At 69.4% G+C, this 24156-nt stretch carries 24 protein-coding genes; 13 read left to right on the top strand and 11 right to left on the bottom strand.

Translation table 11 applies throughout. The features are described 5' to 3' along the window. The first annotated feature begins 382 nt into the window (after positions 1-382). The 3 genes from infC to rplT all read left to right on the top strand — a co-directional run bounded on the left by infC (position 383) and on the right by rplT (position 1829). The gene (infC, locus tag GH266_RS16695; RefSeq protein ID WP_158196262.1) at positions 383-925 is read left to right on the top strand and encodes a translation initiation factor IF-3; all 543 of its coding nucleotides are present in this window, start codon (positions 383-385) and stop codon (positions 923-925) included. 307 nt (positions 926-1232) lie between these two features. Next, entirely contained in the window at positions 1233-1430 is a 198-nt protein-coding gene (gene rpmI / locus GH266_RS16690) for a 50S ribosomal protein L35 (protein ID WP_120270265.1), read from the top strand. Between the two features lie 39 nt (positions 1431-1469). Further along, positions 1470-1829, top strand: coding sequence for a 50S ribosomal protein L20 (rplT, locus tag GH266_RS16685; protein ID WP_120270266.1), 360 nt, complete (start codon positions 1470-1472; stop codon positions 1827-1829). Between the two features lie 305 nt (positions 1830-2134). Here rplT and GH266_RS16680 read toward each other — a convergent pair whose 3' ends face one another. Beyond that, entirely contained in the window at positions 2135-3031 is an 897-nt protein-coding gene (locus GH266_RS16680) for a LysR family transcriptional regulator (protein ID WP_158194831.1), read from the bottom strand. Positions 3032-3133: 102 nt separating this feature from the next. Here GH266_RS16680 and GH266_RS16675 point away from each other — a divergent pair, with 102 nt between their 5' ends. Continuing rightward, a complete protein-coding gene (locus GH266_RS16675) occupies positions 3134-3772 on the top strand; it encodes a class I SAM-dependent methyltransferase (protein WP_158194830.1) in 639 nt (212 codons plus the stop codon). Between the two features lie 14 nt (positions 3773-3786). Here GH266_RS16675 and GH266_RS16670 read toward each other — a convergent pair whose 3' ends face one another. After that, positions 3787-4380 (bottom strand): TetR/AcrR family transcriptional regulator, encoded by a 594-nt coding sequence (locus GH266_RS16670; protein ID WP_158194829.1) that lies wholly within the window; start codon positions 4378-4380, stop codon positions 3787-3789. 88 nt (positions 4381-4468) lie between these two features. Here GH266_RS16670 and GH266_RS16665 point away from each other — a divergent pair, with 88 nt between their 5' ends. Beyond that, positions 4469-4933 (top strand): cupin domain-containing protein, encoded by a 465-nt coding sequence (locus GH266_RS16665; protein ID WP_209001472.1) that lies wholly within the window; start codon positions 4469-4471, stop codon positions 4931-4933. A 28-nt stretch (positions 4934-4961) separates the two neighbouring features. Here the strand turns inward: GH266_RS16665 and GH266_RS16660 are convergent, their stop codons facing one another. The 3 genes from GH266_RS16660 to GH266_RS16650 are packed head-to-tail and all read right to left on the bottom strand — an operon-like array spanning position 4962 to position 7353. Further along, positions 4962-6359, bottom strand: coding sequence for a sensor histidine kinase (locus GH266_RS16660; RefSeq protein WP_158194828.1), 1398 nt, complete (start codon positions 6357-6359; stop codon positions 4962-4964). Then, positions 6356-7021: a response regulator transcription factor gene (locus tag GH266_RS16655; protein WP_158194827.1), complete on the bottom strand. Its 666-nt coding sequence runs from the start codon at positions 7019-7021 to the stop codon at positions 6356-6358. Before GH266_RS16655 ends, GH266_RS16660 begins: the two co-directional genes overlap by 4 nt. After that, entirely contained in the window at positions 7021-7353 is a 333-nt protein-coding gene (locus GH266_RS16650; RefSeq protein ID WP_199270352.1) for a PepSY domain-containing protein, read from the bottom strand. Before GH266_RS16650 ends, GH266_RS16655 begins: the two co-directional genes overlap by 1 nt. Before the next feature lie 139 nt (positions 7354-7492). Here GH266_RS16650 and GH266_RS16645 point away from each other — a divergent pair, with 139 nt between their 5' ends. Both GH266_RS16645 and GH266_RS16640 read left to right on the top strand, forming a co-directional pair. Further along, positions 7493-7795 (top strand): PepSY domain-containing protein, encoded by a 303-nt coding sequence (locus GH266_RS16645; RefSeq protein WP_158194825.1) that lies wholly within the window; start codon positions 7493-7495, stop codon positions 7793-7795. A gap of 35 nt (positions 7796-7830) precedes the next feature. Next, the gene (locus GH266_RS16640; RefSeq protein WP_158196260.1) at positions 7831-8391 is read left to right on the top strand and encodes a cytochrome b/b6 domain-containing protein; all 561 of its coding nucleotides are present in this window, start codon (positions 7831-7833) and stop codon (positions 8389-8391) included. Positions 8392-8427: 36 nt separating this feature from the next. Here GH266_RS16640 and GH266_RS16635 read toward each other — a convergent pair whose 3' ends face one another. Next, positions 8428-10425, bottom strand: coding sequence for an SLC13 family permease (locus GH266_RS16635; protein ID WP_158194824.1), 1998 nt, complete (start codon positions 10423-10425; stop codon positions 8428-8430). A gap of 186 nt (positions 10426-10611) precedes the next feature. Here GH266_RS16635 and GH266_RS16630 point away from each other — a divergent pair, with 186 nt between their 5' ends. Both GH266_RS16630 and pabB read left to right on the top strand, forming a co-directional pair. Next, a complete protein-coding gene (locus tag GH266_RS16630; RefSeq protein WP_158194823.1) occupies positions 10612-11637 on the top strand; it encodes a class I SAM-dependent methyltransferase in 1026 nt (341 codons plus the stop codon). Between the two features lie 112 nt (positions 11638-11749). Further along, positions 11750-13612 (top strand): aminodeoxychorismate synthase component I, encoded by a 1863-nt coding sequence (gene pabB / locus GH266_RS16625; protein ID WP_158194822.1) that lies wholly within the window; start codon positions 11750-11752, stop codon positions 13610-13612. Here pabB and GH266_RS23660 read toward each other — a convergent pair. From GH266_RS23660 to hemP, 5 genes are all read right to left on the bottom strand, one after another. Beyond that, a complete protein-coding gene (locus GH266_RS23660) occupies positions 13540-14586 on the bottom strand; it encodes a nucleotidyltransferase family protein (protein WP_199270351.1) in 1047 nt (348 codons plus the stop codon). The two genes, pabB and GH266_RS23660, sit on opposite strands and share 73 nt — an antisense overlap. Before the next feature lie 144 nt (positions 14587-14730). Then, entirely contained in the window at positions 14731-17151 is a 2421-nt protein-coding gene (gene pheT / locus GH266_RS16615) for a phenylalanine--tRNA ligase subunit beta (protein WP_158194821.1), read from the bottom strand. 69 nt (positions 17152-17220) lie between these two features. Next, entirely contained in the window at positions 17221-17898 is a 678-nt protein-coding gene (locus GH266_RS16610; RefSeq protein WP_158194820.1) for a phenylalanyl-tRNA synthetase subunit alpha, read from the bottom strand. Then, positions 17895-18977: a phenylalanine--tRNA ligase subunit alpha gene (gene pheS / locus GH266_RS16605; protein ID WP_158194819.1), complete on the bottom strand. Its 1083-nt coding sequence runs from the start codon at positions 18975-18977 to the stop codon at positions 17895-17897. The genes GH266_RS16610 and pheS overlap by 4 nt, the downstream gene beginning before the upstream one ends. Positions 18978-19453: 476 nt before the next feature. Further along, complete coding sequence (gene hemP, locus GH266_RS16600) at positions 19454-19696, bottom strand: hemin uptake protein HemP (RefSeq protein ID WP_158194818.1); 243 nt, start codon at positions 19694-19696, stop codon at positions 19454-19456. 306 nt (positions 19697-20002) lie between these two features. On the opposite strand from hemP, the gene GH266_RS16595 reads away from it, so the two are divergent. The 4 genes from GH266_RS16595 (at position 20003) to GH266_RS16580 (ending at position 24149) form a co-directional block, all read left to right on the top strand. Next, positions 20003-21319, top strand: coding sequence for a DUF2325 domain-containing protein (locus tag GH266_RS16595; RefSeq protein ID WP_158194817.1), 1317 nt, complete (start codon positions 20003-20005; stop codon positions 21317-21319). Beyond that, positions 21319-21633: a heme-degrading protein HmuQ gene (gene hmuQ / locus GH266_RS16590; protein WP_158194816.1), complete on the top strand. Its 315-nt coding sequence runs from the start codon at positions 21319-21321 to the stop codon at positions 21631-21633. The genes GH266_RS16595 and hmuQ overlap by 1 nt, the downstream gene beginning before the upstream one ends. Positions 21634-21858: 225 nt before the next feature. Then, positions 21859-22986, top strand: a complete 1128-nt coding sequence (gene mtnA, locus GH266_RS16585; protein ID WP_158194815.1) for an S-methyl-5-thioribose-1-phosphate isomerase — start codon at positions 21859-21861, stop codon at positions 22984-22986. A gap of 113 nt (positions 22987-23099) precedes the next feature. Next, positions 23100-24149: a dipeptidase gene (locus GH266_RS16580; RefSeq protein WP_158194814.1), complete on the top strand. Its 1050-nt coding sequence runs from the start codon at positions 23100-23102 to the stop codon at positions 24147-24149. Positions 24150-24156: the final 7 nt, after the last annotated feature.

The following is a 24156-nucleotide window of genomic DNA, read 5'->3' as shown; positions in this document are numbered from 1 at the left end:
AGCAGTCGCCCGGCCAGTATTTCTGCCCCTCCCCGACCTTCATTGCAGACAGAATTGAACACGAAGTTAATACTGACTTCCAACACAACTTCTGATTTTATTACTTGAGAAATTCAATATTGGATAAATTTATCCCGGAGATATTCGAAAACAGGCGACTCGACCGGAGGCGACAACAACCGGGATGTGCCCCTCCAGCTGCGGGCCTTGCGCGAAACCGGTTGACTCGGCGCCGTTTTCGCTCGATTTTCGGGGTCTGGCGCCTTGCGGCGTGCGAAGCCTCCCCGGCGCATGGCGTTCGGGGTATTTGCGTTGCAAGGCAGAACCTCCGGCTGAGGGCCGGTTTCGCCAAGTCGTTGAAACGTTAGAGGAGATTGCGACCATTCGCCGTCCATACCGCGCACCGCCGCCGACCAAGGAAGGCCCGCGCACCAACCAAGAGATCCGCGTTCGAGAAGTCCAGCTCATCGACCAGGATGGACAGAACCTCGGTGTCACGCCCACGGAAGACGCCTTGAGGATGGCCGAAGAGGCCGGTCTGGACCTTGTCGAGATTTCTCCGAACTCTTCGCCCCCCGTCTGCAAGATTCTGGATTACGGCAGGTACAAGTACCTGAGCCAGAAGAAAGCCGCAGAGGCGCGAAAGAGTCAGAAGATCGTCGAGGTCAAAGAAATCAAGATGCGTCCGAACATCGACACCCATGACTATGAGGTGAAGATGCGGAACATGAAGCGTTTCTTCGACGAGGGCGACAAGGTCAAGGTCACCCTGCGGTTCCGCGGACGCGAAATGGCGCACCAGGACCTGGGTATCGCGCTGCTCAACAAGGTGCGGGACGAGACGGCGGAATTCGCCAAGGTCGAATCCCACCCGCGGCTGGAAGGCCGCCAGATGGTGATGGTGCTGGCGCCGATCACGCGCTGACGCCTGCCATCCGATACGGCCGCGACACGCGGCGGTTTTTCGCGAAACCCGGCCTCGAAAGGGGCCGGGTTTCGCAGTTTTGGGCGCAAGCCGACAAAAGGGCGGCACGAGGCCCGGCAAAGCCGCCGGAGCGCTTGCGTTTCCCGGCCGCTTTGCCTATAAGCCCGTGTCCCGAGCCGCCCGGCTTCACGGGACCGGCCGTGTTTCGGCCGGAGCCCGCGACAAAAGGGCATGCCGTGGCGGCTCATAAAACGGCTTCCAACAACAACCGGCGGATCAGCACTGCCGGGTCGAGAAAGGATGCAAAATGCCCAAGCTGAAGACGAAGTCCGGCGCCAAGAAGCGCTTCAAACTGACTGCGACCGGCAAGGTCAAGACCGCTCAGGCGGGCAAGCGTCACGGAATGATCAAGCGTTCGACCAAGTTCATCCGCAACGCACGCGGCACGACCACCCTGGCCGAGCCCGATGCCCGCATCGTCAAGAAGTTCCTGCCCTACGGCTGAGCCTGACGGCGTTCTAGACTTTTCAAGGAGTTACATCCCATGTCGCGTGTCAAAAGGGGCGTCACCGCCCACGCAAAGCACAAGAAGGTCCTCAAGGCCGCCAAGGGCTACTACGGTCGTCGCAAGAACACGATCCGCGTTGCCAAGCAGGCCGTCGAGAAGGCCGGCCAGTACGCCTATCGCGACCGCAAGGTTCGCAAGCGGAACTTCCGTTCGCTCTGGATCCAGCGCATCAACGCCGCTGTCCGCGAGCACGGCCTGACCTACGGGCGCTTCATCGACGGCCTCAACAAGGCCGGCATCGAGATCGACCGCAAGGTCCTCTCCGACATCGCCATCCGCGAGCCGGATGCGTTCAAGGAGTTGACCGAGAAGGCGAAGGGCGCGCTCGCAGCCTGAGGCGCGAGAGCCCGTCTGCCCGGCAGACCTGCATGAATCCGAAGGGCGCGCCTGCCAAGGGCGCGCCCTTTTTGCATGCCCGGGCGGCTTGCCGGATTTCGAGAAATTTCGAGACGGATTTTGCAAAATTCCGTCTCAATATCGGCCTTTCACGTCTCAATCGTCGCAAATTCGCCAATTCGCGCCGAATGCCCCGGACGGGAACAAGGTGGGGATAACAGCGGGGACAAGTGCGAGAGAGCGCAGCCCGGCGCGCGGACCGCCACAGCGCCCCTCGCCCACGCTTATCCCCGCCCGCTGCGCAGTTAATCCCCGGCCAGCAGCGCCGTGATATGGTCGAAAACGATCCGGATGCGCCGGCTGGTGCGCAGCTCGCGATGGGTGACCAGGAAGACCGGCACGGGAATGGCAGGAAGCTCCGGCAGCACGCACTCGACCTCCGGCGAAAGGCGCGCGACCTCCTCGATCATGGCGCCGACACCAAGTCCGGCCCGGACGTAGTGCCAGGCGACGACGCCGTTCTCGCTGGCGAGCGGGAAGCTGCCTTGCGTCAGCGACAGGCCCAGGGCGTTGAGCGCCAGACGAAAGCGGTCGGATCGCTCGAAGCCGACGAAGGGCCAGGCCGAGAGCGCGGCGGCATCGTGCGGCGGCCCGCCCCGGCGGGCAATGAGATCGCGCGAGGCGTAGAGCCGGGCCTGCATGTCGGGCATCCGCCGGGCGATCAGCTCGCCGTCCTGCGGCTCGACATGGCGGATGGCGATGTCGGCCTCGCGGCGGCGGATGTCGCGCAGGCTGTTGGTGGCGACGATCTCCAGCGACAGGCCGGGCGCGGCCTGGCGCAGCCGCTCCAGCACCGGCGGCAGCAGCCAGGCGGAGATGACGTCGCTGGCGGTGACGGTAACCTCGCCCGCCACCGCCTCGACCCGGCCGGAGGCGGCAAGCGAAACGCGGCCCGCCGCCTCGCCCATGGCGCGGGCGTGCTCGAGCAACTCCAACCCGGAGCGGGTGAGGCTGAGCGAGCGGCCGACGCGCTCGAACAGGGCAACGCCGAGCTCCTCCTCCAGCGCGGCGACCTGGCGGCCGAGCGTCGGCTGGGCGAGGCCGAGGGCGCGGGCGGCGGCCGACAGCGAGCCTTCCTCGGCGGTGACGAGGAAGGCGCGCAGACGGTTCCAGTCGAACGTGGCGCGGGCGCGTTGTTTCATGCAAAAACGTATATAGATGCTGCGTTTTTATGCAATTTTCTTCGTCTTGCGCCCGCGCTAAGCCGAAGGCCAGCACGAGATGGCAGGACGGAGCCGACACCCATGCGCAGGCAGGACGAATTCTGGGACAAGGCAGCCCGCAAATATGCCGCCGACCCGATCAAGGACGAGGCGTCCTACCGGCGGACGCTGGAGGCGACGGCCGCGCGGCTGACGGCGCAGGACCGGGTGCTGGAGGTCGGCTGCGGCACCGGCACGACGGCCTTGCAGCTGGCCGGGCATGCGGGCCGCTATCTCGGCACCGACATTTCGGCGCAGATGATCGCCATCGCAAACGAGAAGGCCCTGGCTACCGGGACCGGCAACGTCGCCTTCCGCAAGGCTTCGGTGATGGAGGCAGGGCAGGAGGAGCTGGACGCCGGCGCCCCGCCCTTCGACGCGGTGCTGGCCTTCAACATGCTGCACATGGCGGAGGACCTGCCGGGCGCGCTTTCCGCGCTGCGCGCGCGGCTGAAGCCGGGCGGGCTGCTGATCTCCAAGACGGTCTGCCTGAAAAGCTGGGGCTGGTACATGCGCCCCCTGATCACCGCGATGCAGCTTGTCGGCAAGGCACCGCATGTCGGCTTCTTCAGCATCCCCGAGCTGGACGAGACGATCGTGAGCGCCGGTTTCCGGATCCTGGAGGCCGAGCTGCACCCGGCCGCGCGCAGGGCGCGGTTCCTGGTAGCGCAGAAGATCTGAGGCCGCCGCCCCTCTCACGCAGCGCCGAGGAACCGGTCGAGAATCGCCTCGGTCATTTCGCGCACGGCCAGCCGGGCCGCCTGCGGCGTCAGGCGGGCAATGTCGGTGAGCGCGATCATCGCCTCGGTGCCGGTTGCCGCCGACAGGGCGCCGACCAGCAGGGCGAGCCGGTCCGCCGGCAGGGCCGGCCGGACATCGCCGAGCGCCTGGCGGAACATGGCAACGCGGCGGGCGCCGCGGCGCGGCACCTCCCCTCCCGCTTCGGCCAGCCAGCAGTCGAGATTGCGCGCCAGGAACTGGCGAAAGGCGCCCTCATGCGCCAGCGCCAGGTCGAACATGTAGAGGCTGACGGCCAGCACCTTGTCGCGCGGCGTGTCGCAGCCCTGCACGATCTCCGCATAGTCGCGCACCTCGACCGCAAGGCCTGCCTCCGCCGTCAGCACCGCTGGATCGGAGAAATAGCGATAGGCCGTCGCCTTGGAGATGCCGCTCTCGGCCGCCGCGGCGGTGACGGTCACCGGCTCGCCGCGCTCGATCAGGGCACGGGCGCCGGCAAGGATCGCCTCGCGGGTGCGGTTCTTCTGGGACGTGCGTTCGCGGGTTGTCACTCGGCTTCCTCATAATAAGACACTTGTCTCATAAAAAGACTTGTGTATCATAAGTCCATTCCATCTCTCTCACAAGTGGAGCCCGGCCGTGGCGGACAGTCGCGCAAGAACCTACGAAACACTCGGTATCCTGATGAAATTCCATGCCTTTCCCGGCGACACGCTGGGCAAGTACTGTCTGGTGGAGGCCGTCGTGCCGCCGGGACTGGGCGCCCCGCCCAACCATCATGCCGGCGAGACGGAAGCCTTCTACGTGCTGGAGGGCGAGATCGAGTTCATGGTGGCGGGCGAAACGCGCATCGCCGGACCGGGCAGCCATGTGGCGATTCCCGACGGGGCGGTGCATGCCTTCACGGCACGCGGCCCGGCACCGGCCCGGGTGCTGATCCTGAATGCGCCGGGCCACATGCACGAGCGGTTCTTCACCGAGCTGGGCAAGCCGGTCGCCGACGAGACGAGCGCGCCTGCGCCGATGGACGGGCCGCCGGACGTGGCGAAGGTGATGCAGGTGGCCGGCGCGACCGGCATGACCATCCTGCCGCCGCCGGCCTGACGCGCATCAGGTCTGAGACCTGCAGCCCTCAGGTGCCGGAGGGCGCGGGGCGCAGGCACAAGGCCGCTTCAAGGCCGGGCCCGCGGTTCTCGACGAGGAGGCGGCCGCCCCAGGCCTCGGCAATGTCGGAGACGATGGCAAGGCCGAGCCCGGCGCCGCTGCCGCCGGCCATATCGAGCCGGCCGCCGCGTGCGGTGAGCGTGCCGATCAGGTCTTGCGGAATGCCCGGCCCGTCGTCGCGCACGGCAAGCCGGACGAGGCGCGGCGTTTCGCCGGCTTCCTCGCCGGGTGCCTCATCCAGAGTGAAGCGGACCCGGGCGACCGCGTGACGGGCGGCGTTTTCGGCCAAATTGCCGAGCGCCTCGGCAAGGTCATCCGGATCGATGGCAAGGCGCGCGCCCTCCGCAATCTCCACCTGCCAGTCGAGCCGGGAGCCGGCCGGCGTGCGCGAGACGACGGCGACGACGGCCCGTGCCACGGCGGCAGGGGCGGCCGTTGCCGTGCCGCGCCCGGAGGCAAGGCGGGCGCGGGCAAGCTCCCGCTCCACATGGCGGCGCATCGACAGCGCGACGGTCTCGATCTCGGCGGCGATCTCGGTCTCGCCGCGCGCCTGCAGCCGCTCGACATCGCCGGCCAGCACCTGCAGCGGCGTGCGCAGGCCATGGGCAAGATCGCCGGCCCGGGCGCGGGCGCTCTCCACCTGCGCCTCGCGGGCGGCGAGCAAGCCGTCGAGCTCGCCAGCGAGCGGGCGGATCTCGTCGGGAAAATCGTCGCCGAGCCGGGTACGGCGGCCCGATCGGATGGCGGCGAGCCCGTCGCGCACCGCCGTGAGCGGCCGCAGGCCGATGGTGACCTGCGCCACCGCCGCGGCCATCAGGAACAGGGCGAGCACGGCAAGATAGGGCGCAAGGTCGAGGCCGAAGGCGCGCGTCGCCGTGTCGATCTCGCGCCGGTCGAGGGCAACGGCGACGCGGACGGGCGCGCCGCGCAGCTCGACCACCCGCTCCAGCAGCAGAAGCTGCGTGTCGCCGGGGCCGGCCAGAGTGTGGCGATGGGGCAGCGGATCGCCGTTTTCCTCCGCCGGCAGGGCCAGCTCGAAATCCCAGAGCGAGCGCGAGCGCTGAACGGCGTTCCGGCCCTCGTACTGCCAGTAGAGGCCGGAGAGCGGCACGGCGAAACGCGGATCGCCGGGCGGACGCAGGAGCACCAGCGCGCCGCCGGCAGTGCGGTCGAGACCGGCAACGAGCTGGTCGAGATGGACGGAAAGCTCCTGGTCGATGCGCCGCTCGACATGGCGCTCGAACAGCACCAGCAGACCGGCGGCGGCGAGCGCCAGCGCGGCGAGCACCGAGACGGCACCGGCCAGGATGAGGCGCAGGCGAAGCGAGCCGCGCCGCCGGGCGGCCGGGACAGCGTGGGGCGTCACGCGGGCGCGTCCGCAACGAGGTAGCCGAAGCCGCGCCGGGTCTCGATGGCGTGCGGCCCGAGCTTGCGGCGCAACCGTGCGACCACCGCTTCCAGCGCGTTGACGTCGCGGGCATCGTCGTCGCCGTAAAGATGCTCCAGCAGCTCGCCCGGCGGCACGACCCGGCCCTTGTGATGCATGAGATAGGCGGTGAGGCGATATTCGAGCGGCGACAGGGCGAGCGGCACGCCCTCGCGCGAAACGCGCATCTGGCGGGTGTCGAGCATCAAGTGCCCGGCGGCGATGGCGGGGGTGGCGACGCCGACGGAGCGGCGGATCAGCGCGCGGGTGCGGGCGACCAGCTCCTCCATGCGGAAGGGCTTGGCAAGATAATCGTCGGCGCCGGCATCGATGCCCTCGACCCGCTCGGCCCAGGCGCCGCGGGCGGTCAGCACCAGCACCGGCATGGTGCGCCCGGCGGCGCGCCAGCGCTTGAGCACCGACAGGCCGTCGAGAACGGGAAGGCCGAGGTCGAGCACCACGAGGTCGAAGTCTTCCGTGTCGCCGAGGAACCAGGCGTCCTCGCCGTCGGCAGCCCGCTCCACCACATAGCCGGCGGCGGTCAGCCCGGCGGCGACATCGCGGGCGATGCGCTCGTCATCCTCCACCAACAGAAGCCGCATCAATCGTCCTCGATCTTGATGATGCGTGCGGTGGCGGCGTCGACGGTGACCTCGCGCACGCGCCCGGACGGCATCACCATCTTGAGCTCGTAGACATAGCGGCCGTCGTCGCGCTCGAAGTCAACATCCAGCACCCGGCCGCCGACGCTGCGCTCGACGTTCGACAGGATCTCCGACAGGGGGCGGATCTCGCCGGAGCGCAGCAGGCGGCGGGCGCGCTCGTGATCGTCGTCGTCGGCGCGCACGGCGAGCGGCCATGCGCCGGCGGCCAGGACGGGCAGCGCTGCGGCAAGGGCAAGGAGGAAACGGCGGCGTGTGGGATGTGCGGTCATGACCTCGTTTCCATAAGGCATCGATCCTGACAATTGCCTGACGAGGCGCATCGGCGCGGCGTCAGGGGGGCTCGTCCATGATGGCGACATTCGCGGTTCGAAAGCGAGCCGCGGCAACGCAGAAACAGGAAGACCCATCATGAACAAGACCCTTGCCATCGCCCTCCTCGCCCTCGCCGCCAGCCCGAGCCTTGCCATGGCCGGCGACGACGACGGCCGCAACCGCTGGGGCATCGACGCGCCGCGCGACCAGTGGATGAGCCTTGCCGACGTCACGGCCAAGATGGAGGCCGCCGGCTACACGATCCGCGAGATCGAGATCGACGACGGCGTCTACGAGGTCGAGGGCCGCGACGCCAACGGCGTGCGGATCGAGGCCGACGTGCATCCGGTGACCGGCGAGATCCTGCGCCGGGACGACACGCGCGGCAAGCGGGGATGAACGGCTCGCCGAACCAGGCGGATGCGGACGGCGTGATGCCGTCCGCCACGCCGGCGGGGGCCGGTGCGGGTGCGGACGTATCGGGCACCGTGCGGGTCTGGGACCCGTTGGTGCGCCTGTTCCACTGGTCGCTGGTGGGTGCCTTCGCCCTCGCCTATGCGACGGCGGAAGAGGTGCAGCAGGTGCACGAGATCGCCGGCTACACCATCGCCGCGCTGCTGGCCCTGCGCATCGTCTGGGGCTTCGTCGGCCCGCAGCATGCGCGCTTTGCCGACTTCGTGCGGCCGCCGGGCGAGGTGCTGCGGTTCCTGGCCGACAGCCTGCGGCTGAAGGCGCGGCGGCATCTCGGCCACAATCCGGCGGGCGGGGCCATGGTGCTGGCGCTGATCGCGGCCACCGCCGGCATCTGCGTCACCGGCTACATGATGGAGACGCTGGCCTATCGCGACGCAAAGTGGCTGGAAGAGCTGCACGAGGTGCTGGCGAACGGCACGCTGGCGCTGATCTTCCTGCATGTGGCGGGCGTGCTGCTGGCCAGCTTCGAACACAAGGAAAACCTGGTTACGGCGATGTTCACGGGGCGCAAGCGCGCCTGATACCCGCAATCCGTCCCGTCCTGCTCCTCGGCGACCTTACAGAGGCCAGACGAGGAGCAGCATCGGCACGGCCACCGAGGCCACCACCAGCTCCAGCGGCAGGCCGAGGCGCCAGTAGTCGCCGAAGCCGAAGCCGCCCGGCCCCAGGATCAGCGTGTTGTTCTGGTGGCCGATGGGGGTGAGGAAGGCGCAGGAGGCGCCGATGGCCACCGACATCAGGAAGGCATCCGGGTTGACGCCGAGCGTCGCCGCGATGCCGATGGCGATGGGGCACATGACGGCCGCCGTCGCCGCGTTGTTCATGACGTCCGACAGGAACATGGTGACGACCAGCACCATCGCCAGCGCCGCCACCGGATGGCCCTGCGCCAGGGTGCCGACCAGGAAGGTGGCGATGAGCTCGGCCGTGCCGGTCGCCTCCATCGCCCCGGCGACGGGAATGAGGGCGGCGAGCAGCACCACCACCGGCCAGTCGACGGCGGTGTAGACGGAGCGCAGCGGCACGGTGCGCAGAACCATGGAGGCGAGCACGCCGGCGGCGAAGGCGACGGCAGCCGGCAGCAGGCCGACGACCGTGACCAGGATCGACAGGCCGAGAATGCCGGCCGCCAGCAGCGCCTTGCGCTTGTCGGGAATGCGCAATTCGCGCTCGGCCAGCGGCACGCAGCCGGTCTCCGAGGCGAACTCGGCCAGCACGTCGGCCGGTCCCTGCATCAACAGCAGGTCGCCCGATTGCAGCCGCAGGGTGCGCAGGCGCGAGGTCGAGCGGCGCCCGTCGCGCGAGACGCCGAGCAGGTTGACGCCGAAGCGGCTGCGCAGGGCGAGGTCGCGGGCCGAGCGGCCGACCAGCTGCGATTCGGGCCGCACCACCAGCTCGCGCAGCACCACCTCTTCCGCTTCCGTGTCGCGGCGGGCCTCGCGGGCCTCGCCCTCGCCGCCCTCGCCGGGTTTTGCCTGCGCCTTCTTCGTCTCGCTCTCCTGCGGCGCCGGTTCCGGCTCCGGATCGAGCTTCGGTTCGGGCGCAAGCGCCACGTCGCCGAGGCTGGCCGCCTCGTCGATCTCGCGGCGGCGTTGCTCGTCCTCGTCGCGGCGGGCCGCCTGCTCGCGCACGCGCTCCTTCTTCTCGCGCTCCTCGTCGCGGGCCTTGGCCTGCTCCTCCAGCTTGAGGTCGAGCTTGGAGAGCGCCTCGGCGATGCCCTCGACATCCGCCTCAAGCACCAGGACGTCGCCGCCCTGGACGCGGCGGTTGCCGCGCGGGGCGCTGACGCGCAGGCCGCCGCGCACCAGGCCGACGACCTGGGCATCGGCCTTGTCGAGCTCGGCCTCGATCTCGTGCAGGCTCATGCCGTCGGCCTTGCCCTTCTCGCCCACCCGCACTTCCGTCAGATACGAGCCGACCTCGAAGGCCTCGCCGGCCGCGGCGCGGGTGATCGGCACCAGCCGCCAGCCGACGGCGACGATGAAGGCAAGGCCAGCCAGCGCCACGGCAAGGCCGACGGGCGCGAAGTCGAACATGGAAAAACCGCCGCTGCCGGCGGAGGCGCGGAAGCCGGAGACGATCAGGTTGGGCGGCGTGCCGATCAGCGTGGTCATGCCGCCGAGAATGGTGCCGAAGGCGAGCGGCATCAGCATCCGCCCCGGCGTCATGTCGAGGCGGCGGGCGAGCTGCAGCGCCACCGGCATCAGGAGCGCCATGGCGCCGACATTGTTCATGAAGCCGGAGAGCGCCGCGCCGAGGCCGGTCAGCGCGGCAAGGCTCAGGGTGCGCCCGGCATTGTCCGGCAGCACGGTGCGGGCCAGCACGTCGACGGCGCCGGAGGTCTGCAGGCCGCGGCTGAGCACCAGCACGCAGGCGACTGTGATCACCGCCGGATGGCCGAAGCCGGCAAAGGCCTCCTCGGAAGGCACGAGGCCGGCGGCGACGCAGGCGATCAGCGCGCCCATCGCCACCATGTCGTGCCGCAGGCGGCCGGACAGGAAGGCCGCCATCGCCAGGGCGAGGATGGCAAGGATCGCGATCTGGTCGCCGGTCATGCAGTGCTCCGAAATTGCTCCAGCGCGATTCTCTAGCCGGTCGCGCGGCGAAGGAAAACGTAAGAAGTAACGACGCAACGGCATGTCGGGTTGCAAACCCTGGCAAAATTACTAGGTTCGATCTCGAATGGATCCGGGCCGGCGGGGCTTGCGTAACGTCCGGGAAACAACCGTTCGGGAGGCAGGGTGAGCGATACGATGAAGACCGGCCAGAAGCTGGAGGCCGGATGCGACTGCGCGATCTGCGGCACGCGCGAACGACAGGTGGTCTCGCTGGTGGGGCGCGGGTTCCAGAAGCTGACCACCGTGATCTGCACCGGCTGCGGGCTGGTGCACAGCCACCCGATCCCTTCGCCCGAGGAGTTGCAGCGGTTCTATGCCGACGACTACCGCAAGGCCTACAAGGGCACCCACAAGCCGAAGCTCAAGCATGTCTACCGCTACGCGCCGGGCGCGTATCTGCGGGTGGCGCAGCTGGCCGCGCTGGTCGGGCCCGAGCGGCGCCGCTTTCTCGACATCGGCTCGGGCAGCGGCGAGATCCTCTACATGGCGCGCAAGGCGGGCTTCGAGGTGGCGGGTGTCGAGCCGAACACCGGCTATGCCGACTATAGCCGCGAGGAGCTCGGCCTGCCGGTGCAGAACTGCACGTTCGAGCAGGCGGACCTGCCGAAGGAGCATTTCGACATTCTGAACCTCAGCCATGTGCTGGAGCACCTGCCGGACCCGCTCGCCTCGCTGCGCTTCCTCAACACCCTGCTGCGGCCGGACGGCATCCTGTGCGTCGCCGTGCCCGACATCGGCCATGCCAGTCACGCGCCCTGGACCCGCTTCCACTACGCCCATGTCTACAATTTCAGCCACGAGACGTTGAAGGCGATGGTGCTGAAGGCGGGCTTCGAGATCCTGCCCGAAAGCAGCGGCAGCACGACGCTGATCGCCCGCAAGACGGGGGCGGCGTTCTGCGACATGCCGCGGCCGATACCGGCGAACTACGAGATGCTGTGGAAGACGCTGACGGCGGAGCATGCGGGCGTGGCGCATGTGACCGGCAAGCGTGGCATCACCCGCTTCCTCGGCAAGCTCTACCGCTACCCGCGCGACCACCTGATGGGCCGGCTGATGGGCTCGCCGCGCCGCATCCTCGACAAGGTGCATGCGCGCATGTGCGACACCTACGGCGCCTTGATGACCTGCGCGATCGTCGCCGTGTGAAGCGTCACGGCGCAAACGGGCGGGCCCATGTCGCGCCGACGGCTATGCAACGCGGGGCAACCGGCTTAAGAGGGCCGGCGGGGACGGGCTGACAGGACGAGGCCGGCAGCAGATGGGCGAGAGCGGCGACACGGGAACGGCGGCGGCTCCCGAAATACCCGCCGACGTGCTGGTGCTTTTCGACGCGGGAGCGGGAACGGCGCTGCTGTTCGCCGGGCCGCGGCGGGTCATCGCCTGCCATGAGGTCGGCGCGGTCGAGGCGGCGCTCGCCGAGGCCGAGGCGGCAGCACGCGCGGGCTTTCATGTCGCCGGATACATCGCCTACGAGGCGGGCTTTGCCTTCGAAGAGAAGCTGCGAAGCCTCGCGCCGAGCGACCCGGCGCTGCCACTGGTGCGCTTCGGCGTCTATGACGCGACCGAGCAGCTGACATTGAGCGAGGCGCTGGCGCGGATCGGCGCCGGCGACATCGCGCAAGAGGGCTGCGGCGGGGTCGAGGCCAGGGTCGACGGTTTCGAGCTGACGCGCGAGGCGTATGAGGCGGCCTTTGCCGCCGTGCGCGACCATCTTGCCAAGGGCGACATCTACCAGGCCAACCTGACCATGCGGGCGCGCGGGCGGATCGCCGGCGACCCGGCGCGGCTGTTCGCCCGCCTGCTGCTGTCGCAGCCGGTCGGCCATGCCGCTTTCCTGCGCACGGAAACGCACACCGTGCTGTCGCTGTCGCCCGAGCTGTTCCTGGAGCGGCGCGGCACGCGCATCGCCACGCGGCCGATGAAGGGCACGGCCCCGCGCGGGCGGGCGGCCGAGGAGGACCGGCGGATCGCGCGGGCGCTCGCGAGCGACCCGAAGTCACGGGCCGAGAACGTGATGATCGTCGACCTGATGCGCAACGACCTGTCGCGCATCGCGGCAACGGGCAGCGTGAAAGTGCCGCGCCTGTTCGAGGTCGAGCCCTATGCGACGCTGTTCCAGATGACCTCGACCGTGGAAGGCGAGGTCCCTAGCGAGACCGGCTTTGCCGCCTGCATGCGCGAGCTGTTTCCCTGCGGCTCGATCACCGGGGCGCCGAAGCTCTCGGCAATGCAGATCATCCACAGCCTAGAGAGCGGACCGCGCGGCATCTATACCGGCGGCATCGGCCATCTGGAGCCCTCCGGCGACTTCCGCTTCAACGTGGCGATCCGCACGCTGGTGGTGGACGAGGACGGCCGGTTCGAGGCGGGCGCGGGATCGGGACTGGTGTTCGATTCCGCCAGCACGCCGGAATACGACGAATGCCGGCTGAAGCTCGCCTTCCTGGAGCGCAAGGCGCCCGACTTCTCGCTGTTCGAGACCATGGCCTGGCACCCGGCGGAGACGGGAGAGCCGCTGGCCGGATACCTGCTGCTCGAACGGCATATTAGCCGGCTCACCAACAGTGCCGCGCAGCTCGGCTTTCCGCTGGATGTGGAGGCTGCGCGAGCTCTGCTGGCAGGCCGGGCAGCGGCTTTCCAGGGCCCGCGCCGGGTGCGGCTGGAGCTGGCCGGCAGCGGAAAACTGTCGCTGGAAGACCGCGACCTGCCGCCGGCTGTTTCGCACTGGACGGCCGCTCTCGCCGACGTGACGATGGCGGCCGGCGATCCGTTGTTGCTGCACAAGACGACGCGGCGCGAGATCTACGACGGCACGCGGGCGCGGCTTTGTGCTTCGACCGGCTGCGACGAGGTGATCTTCGCCAATGCCGAGGGTTATCTGACGGAAGGGAGCTTCACCAACCTCTTCGTCGCGCGCGGCGGCCGGCTGCTGACGCCGGCGCTGCGGCACGGGCTGCTGCCGGGCACGCTGCGGCAGGCGCTGCTGGAAAGCGGGCGGGCGGCGGAGGCGGACCTGCGGCCCGAGGATCTGGCCCGGGCCGAGAAGATCTATCTGGGAAATTCGCTCCGTGGGCTGGTGGAGACGCGGATCCAGTCGCGGGCAACGCTCGCCGCCGGCTGATCCGCAGCCCCAGGATCGGAGGGCGCAGGGCCGGCAGGCGCTGCGGCTGCGCTCTCGCCCGCAGGCTCGTCCGCTACGGCCTTCGCGCCGAGATCGCCGCCCACCAGACGCGCATAGCGGTCGCCGGCAAGATGGCGGCGGAACGGGCTCTGCCGCAGCAGGTCCTCGCGGTGCGAGAGTATGTGCGGGACGGCGGGCGGGTCCTCGCCCGGCTCGTCCTCGTTGGCCGGCTCGGGAGACGGCACCTCAGCGGGGCGCGAGGAGGGGTGTTCGGGCTGGATTTTCGGCGGAGCGACGCCGGCAAGCCCAGGCGACGGCCAGGGCAGGATCTCCAGCTCCGGCCAGGCGGCCTTCATCCGCAGCGCCTTGTCCAGATAGGTCGAGGAATTGTCGAGCACCGGGTTCGGCACCAGCCGCATGGCGAAGATATCGGCCAGACCGAACGGCGCGGCGAGCGACAGGCGACCGTCCGCCTCCAGCCGCACGGCGACCGAATGGGTGCGCGCGGCGTAGTTGACCAGCGCCTCGTCGGTGCAGGAGAGCGGCGGATAGTCGATGCCGTGCTTTTGCCGAAACCACAGGGGCACGCGCGCCTGGTTGCGGATTTCCACCGGCGCCGGCAGGGACGAAAAGCGCGGGCGGGCGCGGGTGATCACCCGGTCCTCGGCCTCGTAGCTGGTATCGGCGCCGTCGAAATAGAGCAGGTCGAAATCGCGGATGCCATGGCCGGCGGGGCGGCCGGTCAGCGCGTTCCAGACGGTCTGGTAGATGGCACCGCTGGCCAGCCGCCAGTCCGGCAGGGCAAGACCGCGGGCGATCCGCAGCACGCGCATCACCACCGGATCGGTGCGCAGGATCAGTTCCAGCACGCGCCTGCGGTCGTCCTCGCCCGTCAGCGAGGGATCGCCCAGCGTGGTGCGCCCGAAGGCAAGGCCCTGGCCAAGGGCGGGAGGCACGGCTTGCGCCGGCTTCATCGCATGACCCTTTCGTGATGCGCGCAGGCAATACCGCGCGTCGCCCCCTTGCCCGCAAGGATGAAGGGCACGCCCGCGCGGCGCAAGTCCCGTGACGGGCCGCCACCCGATGCGGGGCGGCAGCACAAGACTCAATCTTGGCCGTCAGCCGCGCAGGGTGCCGCCGGTCGCCTTTTCCACCGCGGCGCGGATCTTGGCGCCGACCGCGTCGATCTCCTCCTCGGTGAGGGTGCGCTCGCGCGGCTGCAGCGTGACGTCGATGGCCAGCGACTTGTGACCCTCGGCAACGCCGGCACCGCGATAGACGTCGAACAGCGTGACATCGCTGATCAAGGTCTTCTCGGCAGCGCGCGCGGCCTTGAGCAGCCGGTCGGCGGTGACCGCCTCCTCGACGACGAAGGCGAAGTCGCGGCGCACCGGCATCAGGTCGGAAGCGGCGAAGGCGCCCTTGGAGCGGCCGGCCTTGCCCTTGGGCAGCGGCACCGCATCGAGATAGACCTCGAAGACGGCGAGCCGGCCGTCGAGATCGAACGCCCTCGCGATGCGCGGATGCAGCTCGCCGAAGCGGGCCAGCACCGTCTTGGGGCCGAGGCGCAGCTCGCCGGAGCGGCCCGGATGCAGCCAGGGCGCGCTTTCGGAAAAGACCATCAGCTTGTCGACCGGCGCGCCGATGGCGGCCAGGACCGCCTCGGCATCGGCGCGGGCGTCGAACACGCCGACCTCGGGCGCATTGCCGGCCCAGTGGCGGTCGGCGCCGGTCATCACCGCGGTGCCGCGGCGCAGGCCGGCGGCGACCATCGACTGGCCCTGCGGCGTGTCATCAGTGAAGACCTGGCCGACCTCGAACAGGGCGACGTCCGGATAGCCGCGGTCGGCATTGCGCTGCGCCGCCGTGGCAAGGCCCGGCACCAGGCTGGGGCGCATGTCCGACATGTCGGCGGAAATCGGGTTGGCAAGGCGCAGGACCGGCGAGCCGCCGCCGAAGGCCTCGGCCTGGTCCTGCGGGATGAAGGACCAGGTAACGGCCTCCTTCATGCCGCGCACGGCGAGCGCGCGGCGCGCCTGCGAGCGGCGGACCTGCGCCGGGGTGAGCATCTGGCGGGCGACGGTGGCCCCGCGCGGCAGCGGCGTCGAGGCGACCGAATCGAGGCCGACGATGCGCACCACTTCCTCGACGAGATCCGCCTTGCCATGGATGTCCGGGCGCCAGGACGGCGGGGCGACGCGCACGGTGTCGCCGGTGCCGGTGACCCAGAAGCCGAGGCGGGTGAGCACGCCCTTGATCTCGGCCTCGGAAAGCTTGAGGCCGGACAGGCGCTTCACCTCGGCATAAGGGAACTCGATGCTGCGGTCGGTCTCCGGCACGGCGCCGGCGAGCGTCACCTTGCTCGGCGTGCCGCCGCACAGGTCCATGACCATGCGGGTGGCGAGCTCGAGGCCCGGCAGGCAGAAGGCGGGATCGGCACCGCGCTCGAAGCGGTAGCGGGCATCGGTGTTGATGCCGAGCCGGCGGCCGGTGCGGGCGATGTTGGCCTCGTCCCACAGGGCCGATTCGATCAGCACGTCGGTGGTCTCGTCGGTGCAACCGGACAGCTCGCCGCCCATGATGCCGGCCAGGGATTCCAGGCCGTTGTCGTCGGCGATGACGCAGATGCTGTCGTCCACCTTGTAGGTGCGCCCGTCGAGCGCCAGCAGCTCCTCGCCGTCGCGGCCGCGCCGCACGACGAGATCGCCCTTGACCTTGGCCGCGTCGAAGACATGCAGCGGGCGGCCCCGGTCGAAGGTGATGTAGTTGGTGATGTCGACCAGCGCGTTGATCGGGCGCAGGCCGATGGCGCGCAGGCGCTTCTGCATCCACTCCGGCGAGGGGCCGTTCTTGACGCCGCGCACCAGGCGCAGGCCGAAGGCCGGGCAGAGCGAGGGCGTGTCGCCGAATTCCAGCCGCACATCGACCGGGCACGGGCCCTCGCCCGGGATCTGGGCCGGGCGGTTTTCCTTCAGCTTGCCGAGGCCGACGGCGGCAAGGTCGCGGGCGATGCCGGAGACGCCGGTGCAATCGGGACGATTCGGCGTCAGGCCGATCTCGATGACCGGATCGTCGAGCCCGACATAGGCGGCGTAGGACATGCCGACCGGCGCGTCGTCGGGAAGGTCGATGATGCCGTCATGGGCCTCCGACAGCTCCAGCTCGCGCTCCGAGCACATCATGCCGAAGCTTTCGACGTCGCGGATCTTGCCGACGGACAGGGTGACGTCGATGCCGGGCACATAGTCGCCCGGACGGGCGAGCACGCCGACGAGGCCGGTGCGGGCATTGGGCGCGCCGCAGACGATCTGCAGCGGCTCCTTGCCGTCGCCGGCATCGACGGTGAGCACACGCAGGCGATCCGCATTGGGGTGCTGGCGGGCCTCCAGCACCTTGGCGATGGTGAAGGGCTTGAGGCGGTCGGCCGGGTTGGCGACATCCTCGACCTCCAGGCCGACGCGGGTCAGCGCCTCGACGATCTCGTCGAGGGTGGCGTCGGTCTCCAGATGTTCCTTCAGCCAGGACAGGGTGAACTTCATGAGCTTGGGTCTCTTCAGGTGTCGTGACGGGACCGGCGCGGCGGGGCTCCGCGCGCCGGTGCGGCTGCGTCAGTTCTGCGGCGTGAAGCGGTCGAGGTCCGGGACGATGGACGCGGCGCCGTAATTGCTGGCGAAGCGGATGCCGATCTCGTGCAGGCGGTCGGTCCAGCGGCGGATCGTCGCCTCGTCCAGCTTGCGGCCCGAGGCGATGGCGTGGGACGCCTCGACCTCCACCTGGTCGCGCAAGAGGCCGAGTTCGAGCATCGCCGCATCCTCGGCCCGGTACTTGTCGAGCCAGCCGAGGGTCAGGATCGCCACCATCACCAGCACGGCGGCGGCCGAGGCGACCGACGACCACTTGGCGATGCCGGAGATGCGGCGCTCGGAGGTGACCAGCACCATGGTCGCGATCGACAGGAAGGCGACGATGGCAACCGCCGTCAGGAAGCTCTCGTAATTGCTCTCCGCATTCACTTCCTGGCTGGCGCGCAGGGTGGTGATGCGGTCGCGCAGATAGAGCACCGTGTCGGCCTGGGGGCCGAGCCCCTCGCGGAAATAGGCATCGCAATAGCGCAGCCGGCCGCGCTCCTCGGACTTGTCGGCGCAGGCCTCGACGAAGGAGACGGGCTGCGCCGGCTGGGCCTCGGCAGGCACGGGGGCGAGAAGCCCCTGGACCAGCACGGCGAGCGCCAGCAGCGGCAGAAGCACCGCGCGCAGGCGGGAGGGAAGAGAAGAACGGGCGGTCATCGCGACAGGCCTCCGAACAGGGTCGGCAGGTCGAGCGGGCGGAAGCCGTAATGCTCGATCCAGCGGACATCCGCGTCGAAGAAGGCGCGCAGGTCCGGCATGCCGTATTTCAGCATGGCGATGCGGTCGATGCCCATGCCCCAGGCGAAGCCCTGGTAGACGTCCGGGTCGAGGCCGCAATTGCGGATGACATTGGGATGGACCATGCCGCAGCCGAGGATTTCCAGCCAGTCGTTGCCCTCGCCGATCTTCACCTCGTTGCCCGAGCGGTCGCAGCCGATGTCGACCTCCATCGACGGCTCGGTGAAGGGGAAGTAGGACGGACGGAAGCGCATGCGCACCTCGTCGACCTCGAAGAAGGCCTTGCAGAACTCCTCCAGCACCCATTTCAGGTGGCCGATATGGCTGCTCTTGTCGATGACGAGGCCTTCGACCTGGTGGAACATCGGCGTGTGGGTCTGGTCGCTGTCGCAGCGATAGGTGCGGCCCGGGATGATCACCCGGATCGGCGGCTCCTGCGACATCATCGTGCGGATCTGCACCGGCGAGGTGTGGGTGCGCAGCAGCATGCGCTCGCCATCCGCCTTTTCGGGCAGGAAGAACGTGTCGTGCATCTCGCGCGCCGGATGGTCGGGCGGGAAGTTCAGCTGGGTGAAGTTGAGGTGGTCGGTCTCGATGTCCGGGCCTTCGGCGATGGAAAAGCCCATGTCGGCGAAGATCGCGGTGAGCTCGTCGATCACCTGGCTGACCGGGTGGATGCGGCCGGTCTCGGCGGGAGCGGGACGCAGCGGCAGGGTCACGTCGACACGCTCGCGCTGGAGGCGTGCGTCGAGGGCCGCGTCCTGCAGCAGCTCGCGGCGGGCGGCGAGCGCATCGGTGACCCGGGTCTTGAGGCCGTTGATCGCCGGACCCATCTCGCGCCGCTCGTCCGGCGACAGGGAGCCCAGGGTCTTCAGCTTCTCGGACACGGACCCTTTCTTGCCGAGGGCGGCGATGCGCACCTCTTCCAGCTCGGCCTCGTTCGACGCGGCGGCGATGGCGGCGAGGATCGCAGTTTCAAGGGATTGCAATTCGGACATGGCACCGTCGTGACTGGCAGCGCGCGGCCGGCATGCCGGCGCGGCACGTGAGAAGGGAGTTCGGGGGGTCTTTTACCAGACTTTCCGCCGCTTTCCAGCGGCAGGACGAAGACCGGCGGCAGAGAAGGCTCAGTGCGGCAACTGCCTAAATCGACCGCAGGCCGGGCCCTGATGCATCGGGCGGGGCTGCAGGAGGCGCGAACGCGGGGCAGGACGACGCCCGCCGGGCAGCAGGGCGAGGCCGGCCGATGAGGGCCGGAACGTCGATGCCGCGGAAAGGGCGGCCGGAGTGTCACCGAGAGCCACGTCTGGTCCTGCCGGGTTGCCGTTCGAAGGCTCTTTCCTTCGCAGATCGGCGGGCGGAAGGCAAGCGCCGGAAGCGCGCCAAGGCACGCTTCCGGCACCGGCTCCAGCAGCTCTCGCGGGGGAGGCCTGCGGCAGGAGACGAAGGGCGGGGCCGGGCCCCGCCTGCAGGTTTATTTGGTCAGGAGCAGTTTTTCGAACCGGGTGATCGACAGCCGGTAGACCATGTCCTTGTGGCGGATATGAACCTCGCGGGAACCCTGGAACAGGGCCGAACTGTCCAGTTCCAGCGGTTCCTGCGCGACTTTCGCCGTTTTCGGCAGGGTCAGGGTGCGCTGCTGGGTGCGCGGCCGCCGATAGGCGGCGGCCTGAGCCTGATGGGGGGCCTGGTTGGCGGGGGTCGCAGACTGGGACATGATCGACTTGCTCCTTCGATCGCTTGGGCCCTGGACGAAATGGCCGGAAACTCCGGTTCCTCCGTCCGTGGTTTGGAATAACTCTAAACTTGCGAACCGTTCGCAAGAATATTCTTGACTGAAATACTCATGTTTTATAGGAAAGGCAATGTCCGTTTCGCCTCTCGCTGTGCCCGGAGACGGCAAACGGAGATCCAAGCGCCAGCCAGCACCCCGTCCACTCCCTCGACGGCCAGCAAGCCACGCTCTTGACCAGCCAAATCGTGACCAAGCGTTTTCAACCTGTTTCAGGAGGGGCACGGCTCCATGTGCGCCAGGGATGACAAGCTGCGAAAGGCGATCGAGGATGCGGTCGCCGCGCATTCGGGGCGCGCTCCGCTCGCCTGCGAGGAGATCGGCAGCGACGGCCAGGCCGCACGCAGGCGCATCGCGCTGTGGGAGCAGGCCGACAGCGTCCACTGTTCCATCGTCGGCACCTGCGCCAGCGTCGCCGACCTGCGCCGCACCGCCCGCAAGGTGGGCATCGAGGTTTCCCCCGACACGCCCGACTACGACGTCCACGGCCATTTCGTGCGCCTGTCGACCACCGATTGCGCCTTCTCCCGCGCCTTCCAGAAACTGCTCGACGGCCGCTTCGAAGGCGCGCTGCGCCGGGTCGGGCGGGCGCGCGGCGTAGCCGAGCTGGAAGCCCTGTGGCGCGACATGTGCGACCGGGGCCAGGTCGGTCCGGCCTACTGGGCCTTCATGACCCACCAGCATGTGCCGGGTCCCTTGCGCGCACGCATCTTCGGCGAGGTGCACATGTGGTCGCATCTGGCCGGCGCCTCGTTCCGCCAGAAGAACGAGGAGGCGGCGACCCTGCGCGACCAGCTGCAGGAGGCCGAGGACCGGGCGCGGCGCGTGGAGGCGGGCCTGCGCGAGGCGCTGACCCAGCGCGACCGGGAGCTGATCGAGCTGCGCGCGACGCTGGCAAGGCTCAAGGCGGGACGCGCGGCGGACGAGGCGCGCGTGCCGGAGACGGCGGAGGCGGCACCGGATGCAGCCTCGCTGCGCCGCCGGCTCGACAAGGCCGGACGGGCCCTGCAATCGGCACGGGTGCGGGCGCGGCAGGCGGAAGCGCGGCTGCGCGAGATCGGCGAGGAGACGCGGCGCCCCGCGCCGCAGCAGATGCCCCGGCAGGGCGCGCGGATCGCGGCCATCGCCGCAGGGCCATCACCGGTCGCCGTCGTTGGCACCGGCGCTGCACAGGCCGATGCGGCCGCACGGCCGAAGGCGATCCTCTATGTCGGCGGCATGCACGGCCACCGCGACCGGCTGCGCGGCATCGCGGAAGCCTTCAACACCACATTCGTCCATCACGACGGCGGCGTGGAGGACGCACCGCAGCGCCTCGACCATCTGCTGCCGTCCGTCGACTGCGTCTTCTGCCCGGTCAGTTGCGTCAGCCATGATGCGTGCCTGCGGGCCAAGAAGATCTGCCAGAAGCTCAACAAGCCTTTCGTGCCGCTGCGCAGCACAGGCCAGACCGCCTTCCGCAAGGCCCTGCAGGACCTTGTCGGCGAGCGGTCGGCGGCACAGTTTGCCCTGCAGGGGCCGTTGCCAGAAGAGGGAGAGACTGCCTGATGTACATTGCCATGAACCGCTTTCGCGTGAAGTCCGGCAACGAGGAGGCCTTCGAGGAGGTGTGGCGCAACCGCGACCGGCATCTGGGCACGATGGACGGCTTCGTCGAGTTCCACCTGCTGAAAGGGCCGGACCACGAGGACCACACGCTCTATGCCTCGCACACGATCTGGCGGGACAAGGATGCCTTCCTCGCCTGGACCAAGAGCCAGGCCTTCCGCGACGCCCACAAGGGCGCGGGCGACAACAAGCCGCTCTATCTCGGCCATCCGGAATTCGAGGGCTTCGAGACGATACTGGCCGAGAAGGCCTGACGAGGACGGTTCGCAGGCGCGAGCCGTGAGGTCTGTTCGGGGCAGGTTCCGCAAGGAGCCTGCCCCGTTTCGTTTTCCCCTCTCCTCGCCGCGCCGCTTCGCCTTGCTGCGGGTGGCAAAGCGGTGCGAAAAGTGCTTTAGGTCGCCGCAAGAGAGACGACCGGACGGCGGGCGGTCCCTGCCCTGCCTGCTCTGCCCGGTCTGGCCCATCGATACGGAGATGTCATGAAGATCGACGGCGTTGCCCACCGCTCCATCTGGCCGGCAGAGCATGGCCGGTCGGTGCACATCATCGACCAGACGCAGCTGCCGCACCGCTTCGTCACCACGGAACTGACAACGCCCGAGGCGGCCGCGACGGCGATCCGCGACATGTGGGTGCGCGGTGCGCCGCTGATCGGCGCCACCGCCGCCTATGGCCTGGCGATGGCGCTGGCGCGCGACCCGTCCGACGCCGGCCTGGCGCAGGCTGCAGCACAGCTGGCGGCGACCCGGCCGACCGCGATCAACCTGCGATGGGCGCTCGATGCGGTGACCGCCAGCGTGGCGCCGCTGCCCGAGAGCGCGCGCGCCGCCGCCGCCTGGGCCAAGGCCGGCGAGATCTGCGACGAGGATGTCGAGGTCAACCACGCCATCGGCCGGCACGGGCTGACGCTCATCCGCGAGATCGCCGCGCGCAAGAACCAAGGCAAGGGTGGGGGCAAGGGTGGGGGCGAGCCGGTCAACATCCTGACCCATTGCAATGCCGGCTGGCTGGCCACCGTCGACTGGGGCACGGCGACCTCGCCGATCTATCAGGCGCACGACGCCGGCATTCCCGTGCATGTGTGGGTCGACGAGACGCGGCCGCGCAACCAGGGCGCCGGGCTGACCGCCTGGGAGCTGGGCCGACACGGGGTGTCGCACCGGCTGGTGGTCGACAATGCCGGCGGCCACCTGATGCAGCACGGGCTGGTCGACATGGTGATCGTCGGCACCGACCGCACCACGGCGACGGGCGATGTGTGCAACAAGATCGGCACCTATCTGAAGGCGCTCGCCGCCCATGACAACGGCGTGCCGTTCCATGTCGCCCTGCCCTCCTCGACCATCGACTGGACCGTCAGCGACGGGTTGCGCGAGATCCCGATCGAGGAGCGCTCGGGCCGCGAGGTGACGCATCTGACCGGTCTGACGGAGGACGGGCGCAGCGAGACCATCGCCATCACCCCGCCGACGACGGAGGCGACGAACCCTGCTTTCGACGTGACGCCGGCGCGGCTGGTCACCAGCCTGATCACCGAGCGCGGCATCTGCGCGGCGAGCGCCGACGGGCTCGCGAGCCTCTTCCCGGAGCGCCGCGCCGCCTCCTGATCCCAGGGCGCGGAACGGCCCGCGCGGCGCCCCCTTGCGTTGCGGCGGCCGGGCGGCGACACTCGCGCGCCTGCCCGCCCGTTCCCGCCTCACCGCCCAGGACACGCATCCGAATGAGCCAGATCCCCGTCTTCGACGGCCATAACGACACGCTGCTCAAGCTGGAGCTCGGCGCCGGCACCGCCCGCGAGCGCTCGTTCTTCGACCGCGCCGCGCGCGATCACATCGACCTGCCGCGCGCCCGCAAGGGGCGCTTCGCCGGCGGGCTGTTCGCCATCTACGTGCCCTCGCAGCTGGGCGACGCGCTGAAGGTGCGCTACGACCCGGACGATCCGGCGAACTTTGCCGAGGTCGCTCAGCCGGACGCGCTCGCCTTCACGCTGCGCATGTTCGCCCGCGCGCTGCGCCTGGAGCGCGAGAGCGCCGGCGAGGTGGCGATCTGCCGCAATGCCGCCGAGATCCGCGCGGCGATGGCGGCAGGCCAGCTCGCCATGGTCATGCATGTGGAAGGCGCCGAGGCGATCGACGCCGACATGACCGCGCTGGAGGTGCTGCACGCCGCCGGCCTGCGCTCGCTCGGGCCGGTGTGGAGCCGGCCGAACATCTTCGGCGACGGCGTGCCGATGGCCTGCCCCTCCTCCCCCGACACGGGGCCGGGCCTGACGGATGCGGGCAAGGAGCTGGTGCGGGCCTGCAACCGGCTGAAGATCATGGTCGACCTGTCGCACCTGACCGAAAAGGGCTTCTGGGACGTTGCCGCGATCACCGACCGGCCGCTGGTCGCCTCCCATTCCAACGCCCATGCGGTGTGCCCTTCGGCGCGCAACCTGACCGACCGGCAGCTCGACGCCATCGCGGAAAGCGGCGGCCTGGCCGGGCTCAACTTCCATGTCGCCTTCCTGCGGCCGGACGGGGCCAACATCTCCGACACGCCGCTGGAGGTGATGGTGCGGCACACCGACCACCTGCTGTCGCGGCTCGGCGAGGATGGGGTGGCGCTCGGCTCGGATTTCGACGGCTGCATGGTGCCGCGCGCCATCGGCGACGTGGCCGGCCTGCCGGTGCTGCTGCAGGCCTTCCGCGAGGCGGGCTACGGCGAGGAGCTGATCGAGAAGATCGCCTGGAAGAACTGGCTGTCGGTGCTGGAGCGGACCTGGAACTGAGGGGCGG

It is taken from the genome of Stappia indica, from assembly GCF_009789575.1.
Taxonomy (GTDB): Bacteria; Pseudomonadota; Alphaproteobacteria; order Rhizobiales; family Stappiaceae; genus Stappia; species Stappia indica_A.
The sequence above is the reverse complement of the archived record's forward strand: the minus strand, read 5'-3'. Positions and strand labels throughout refer to the sequence as shown.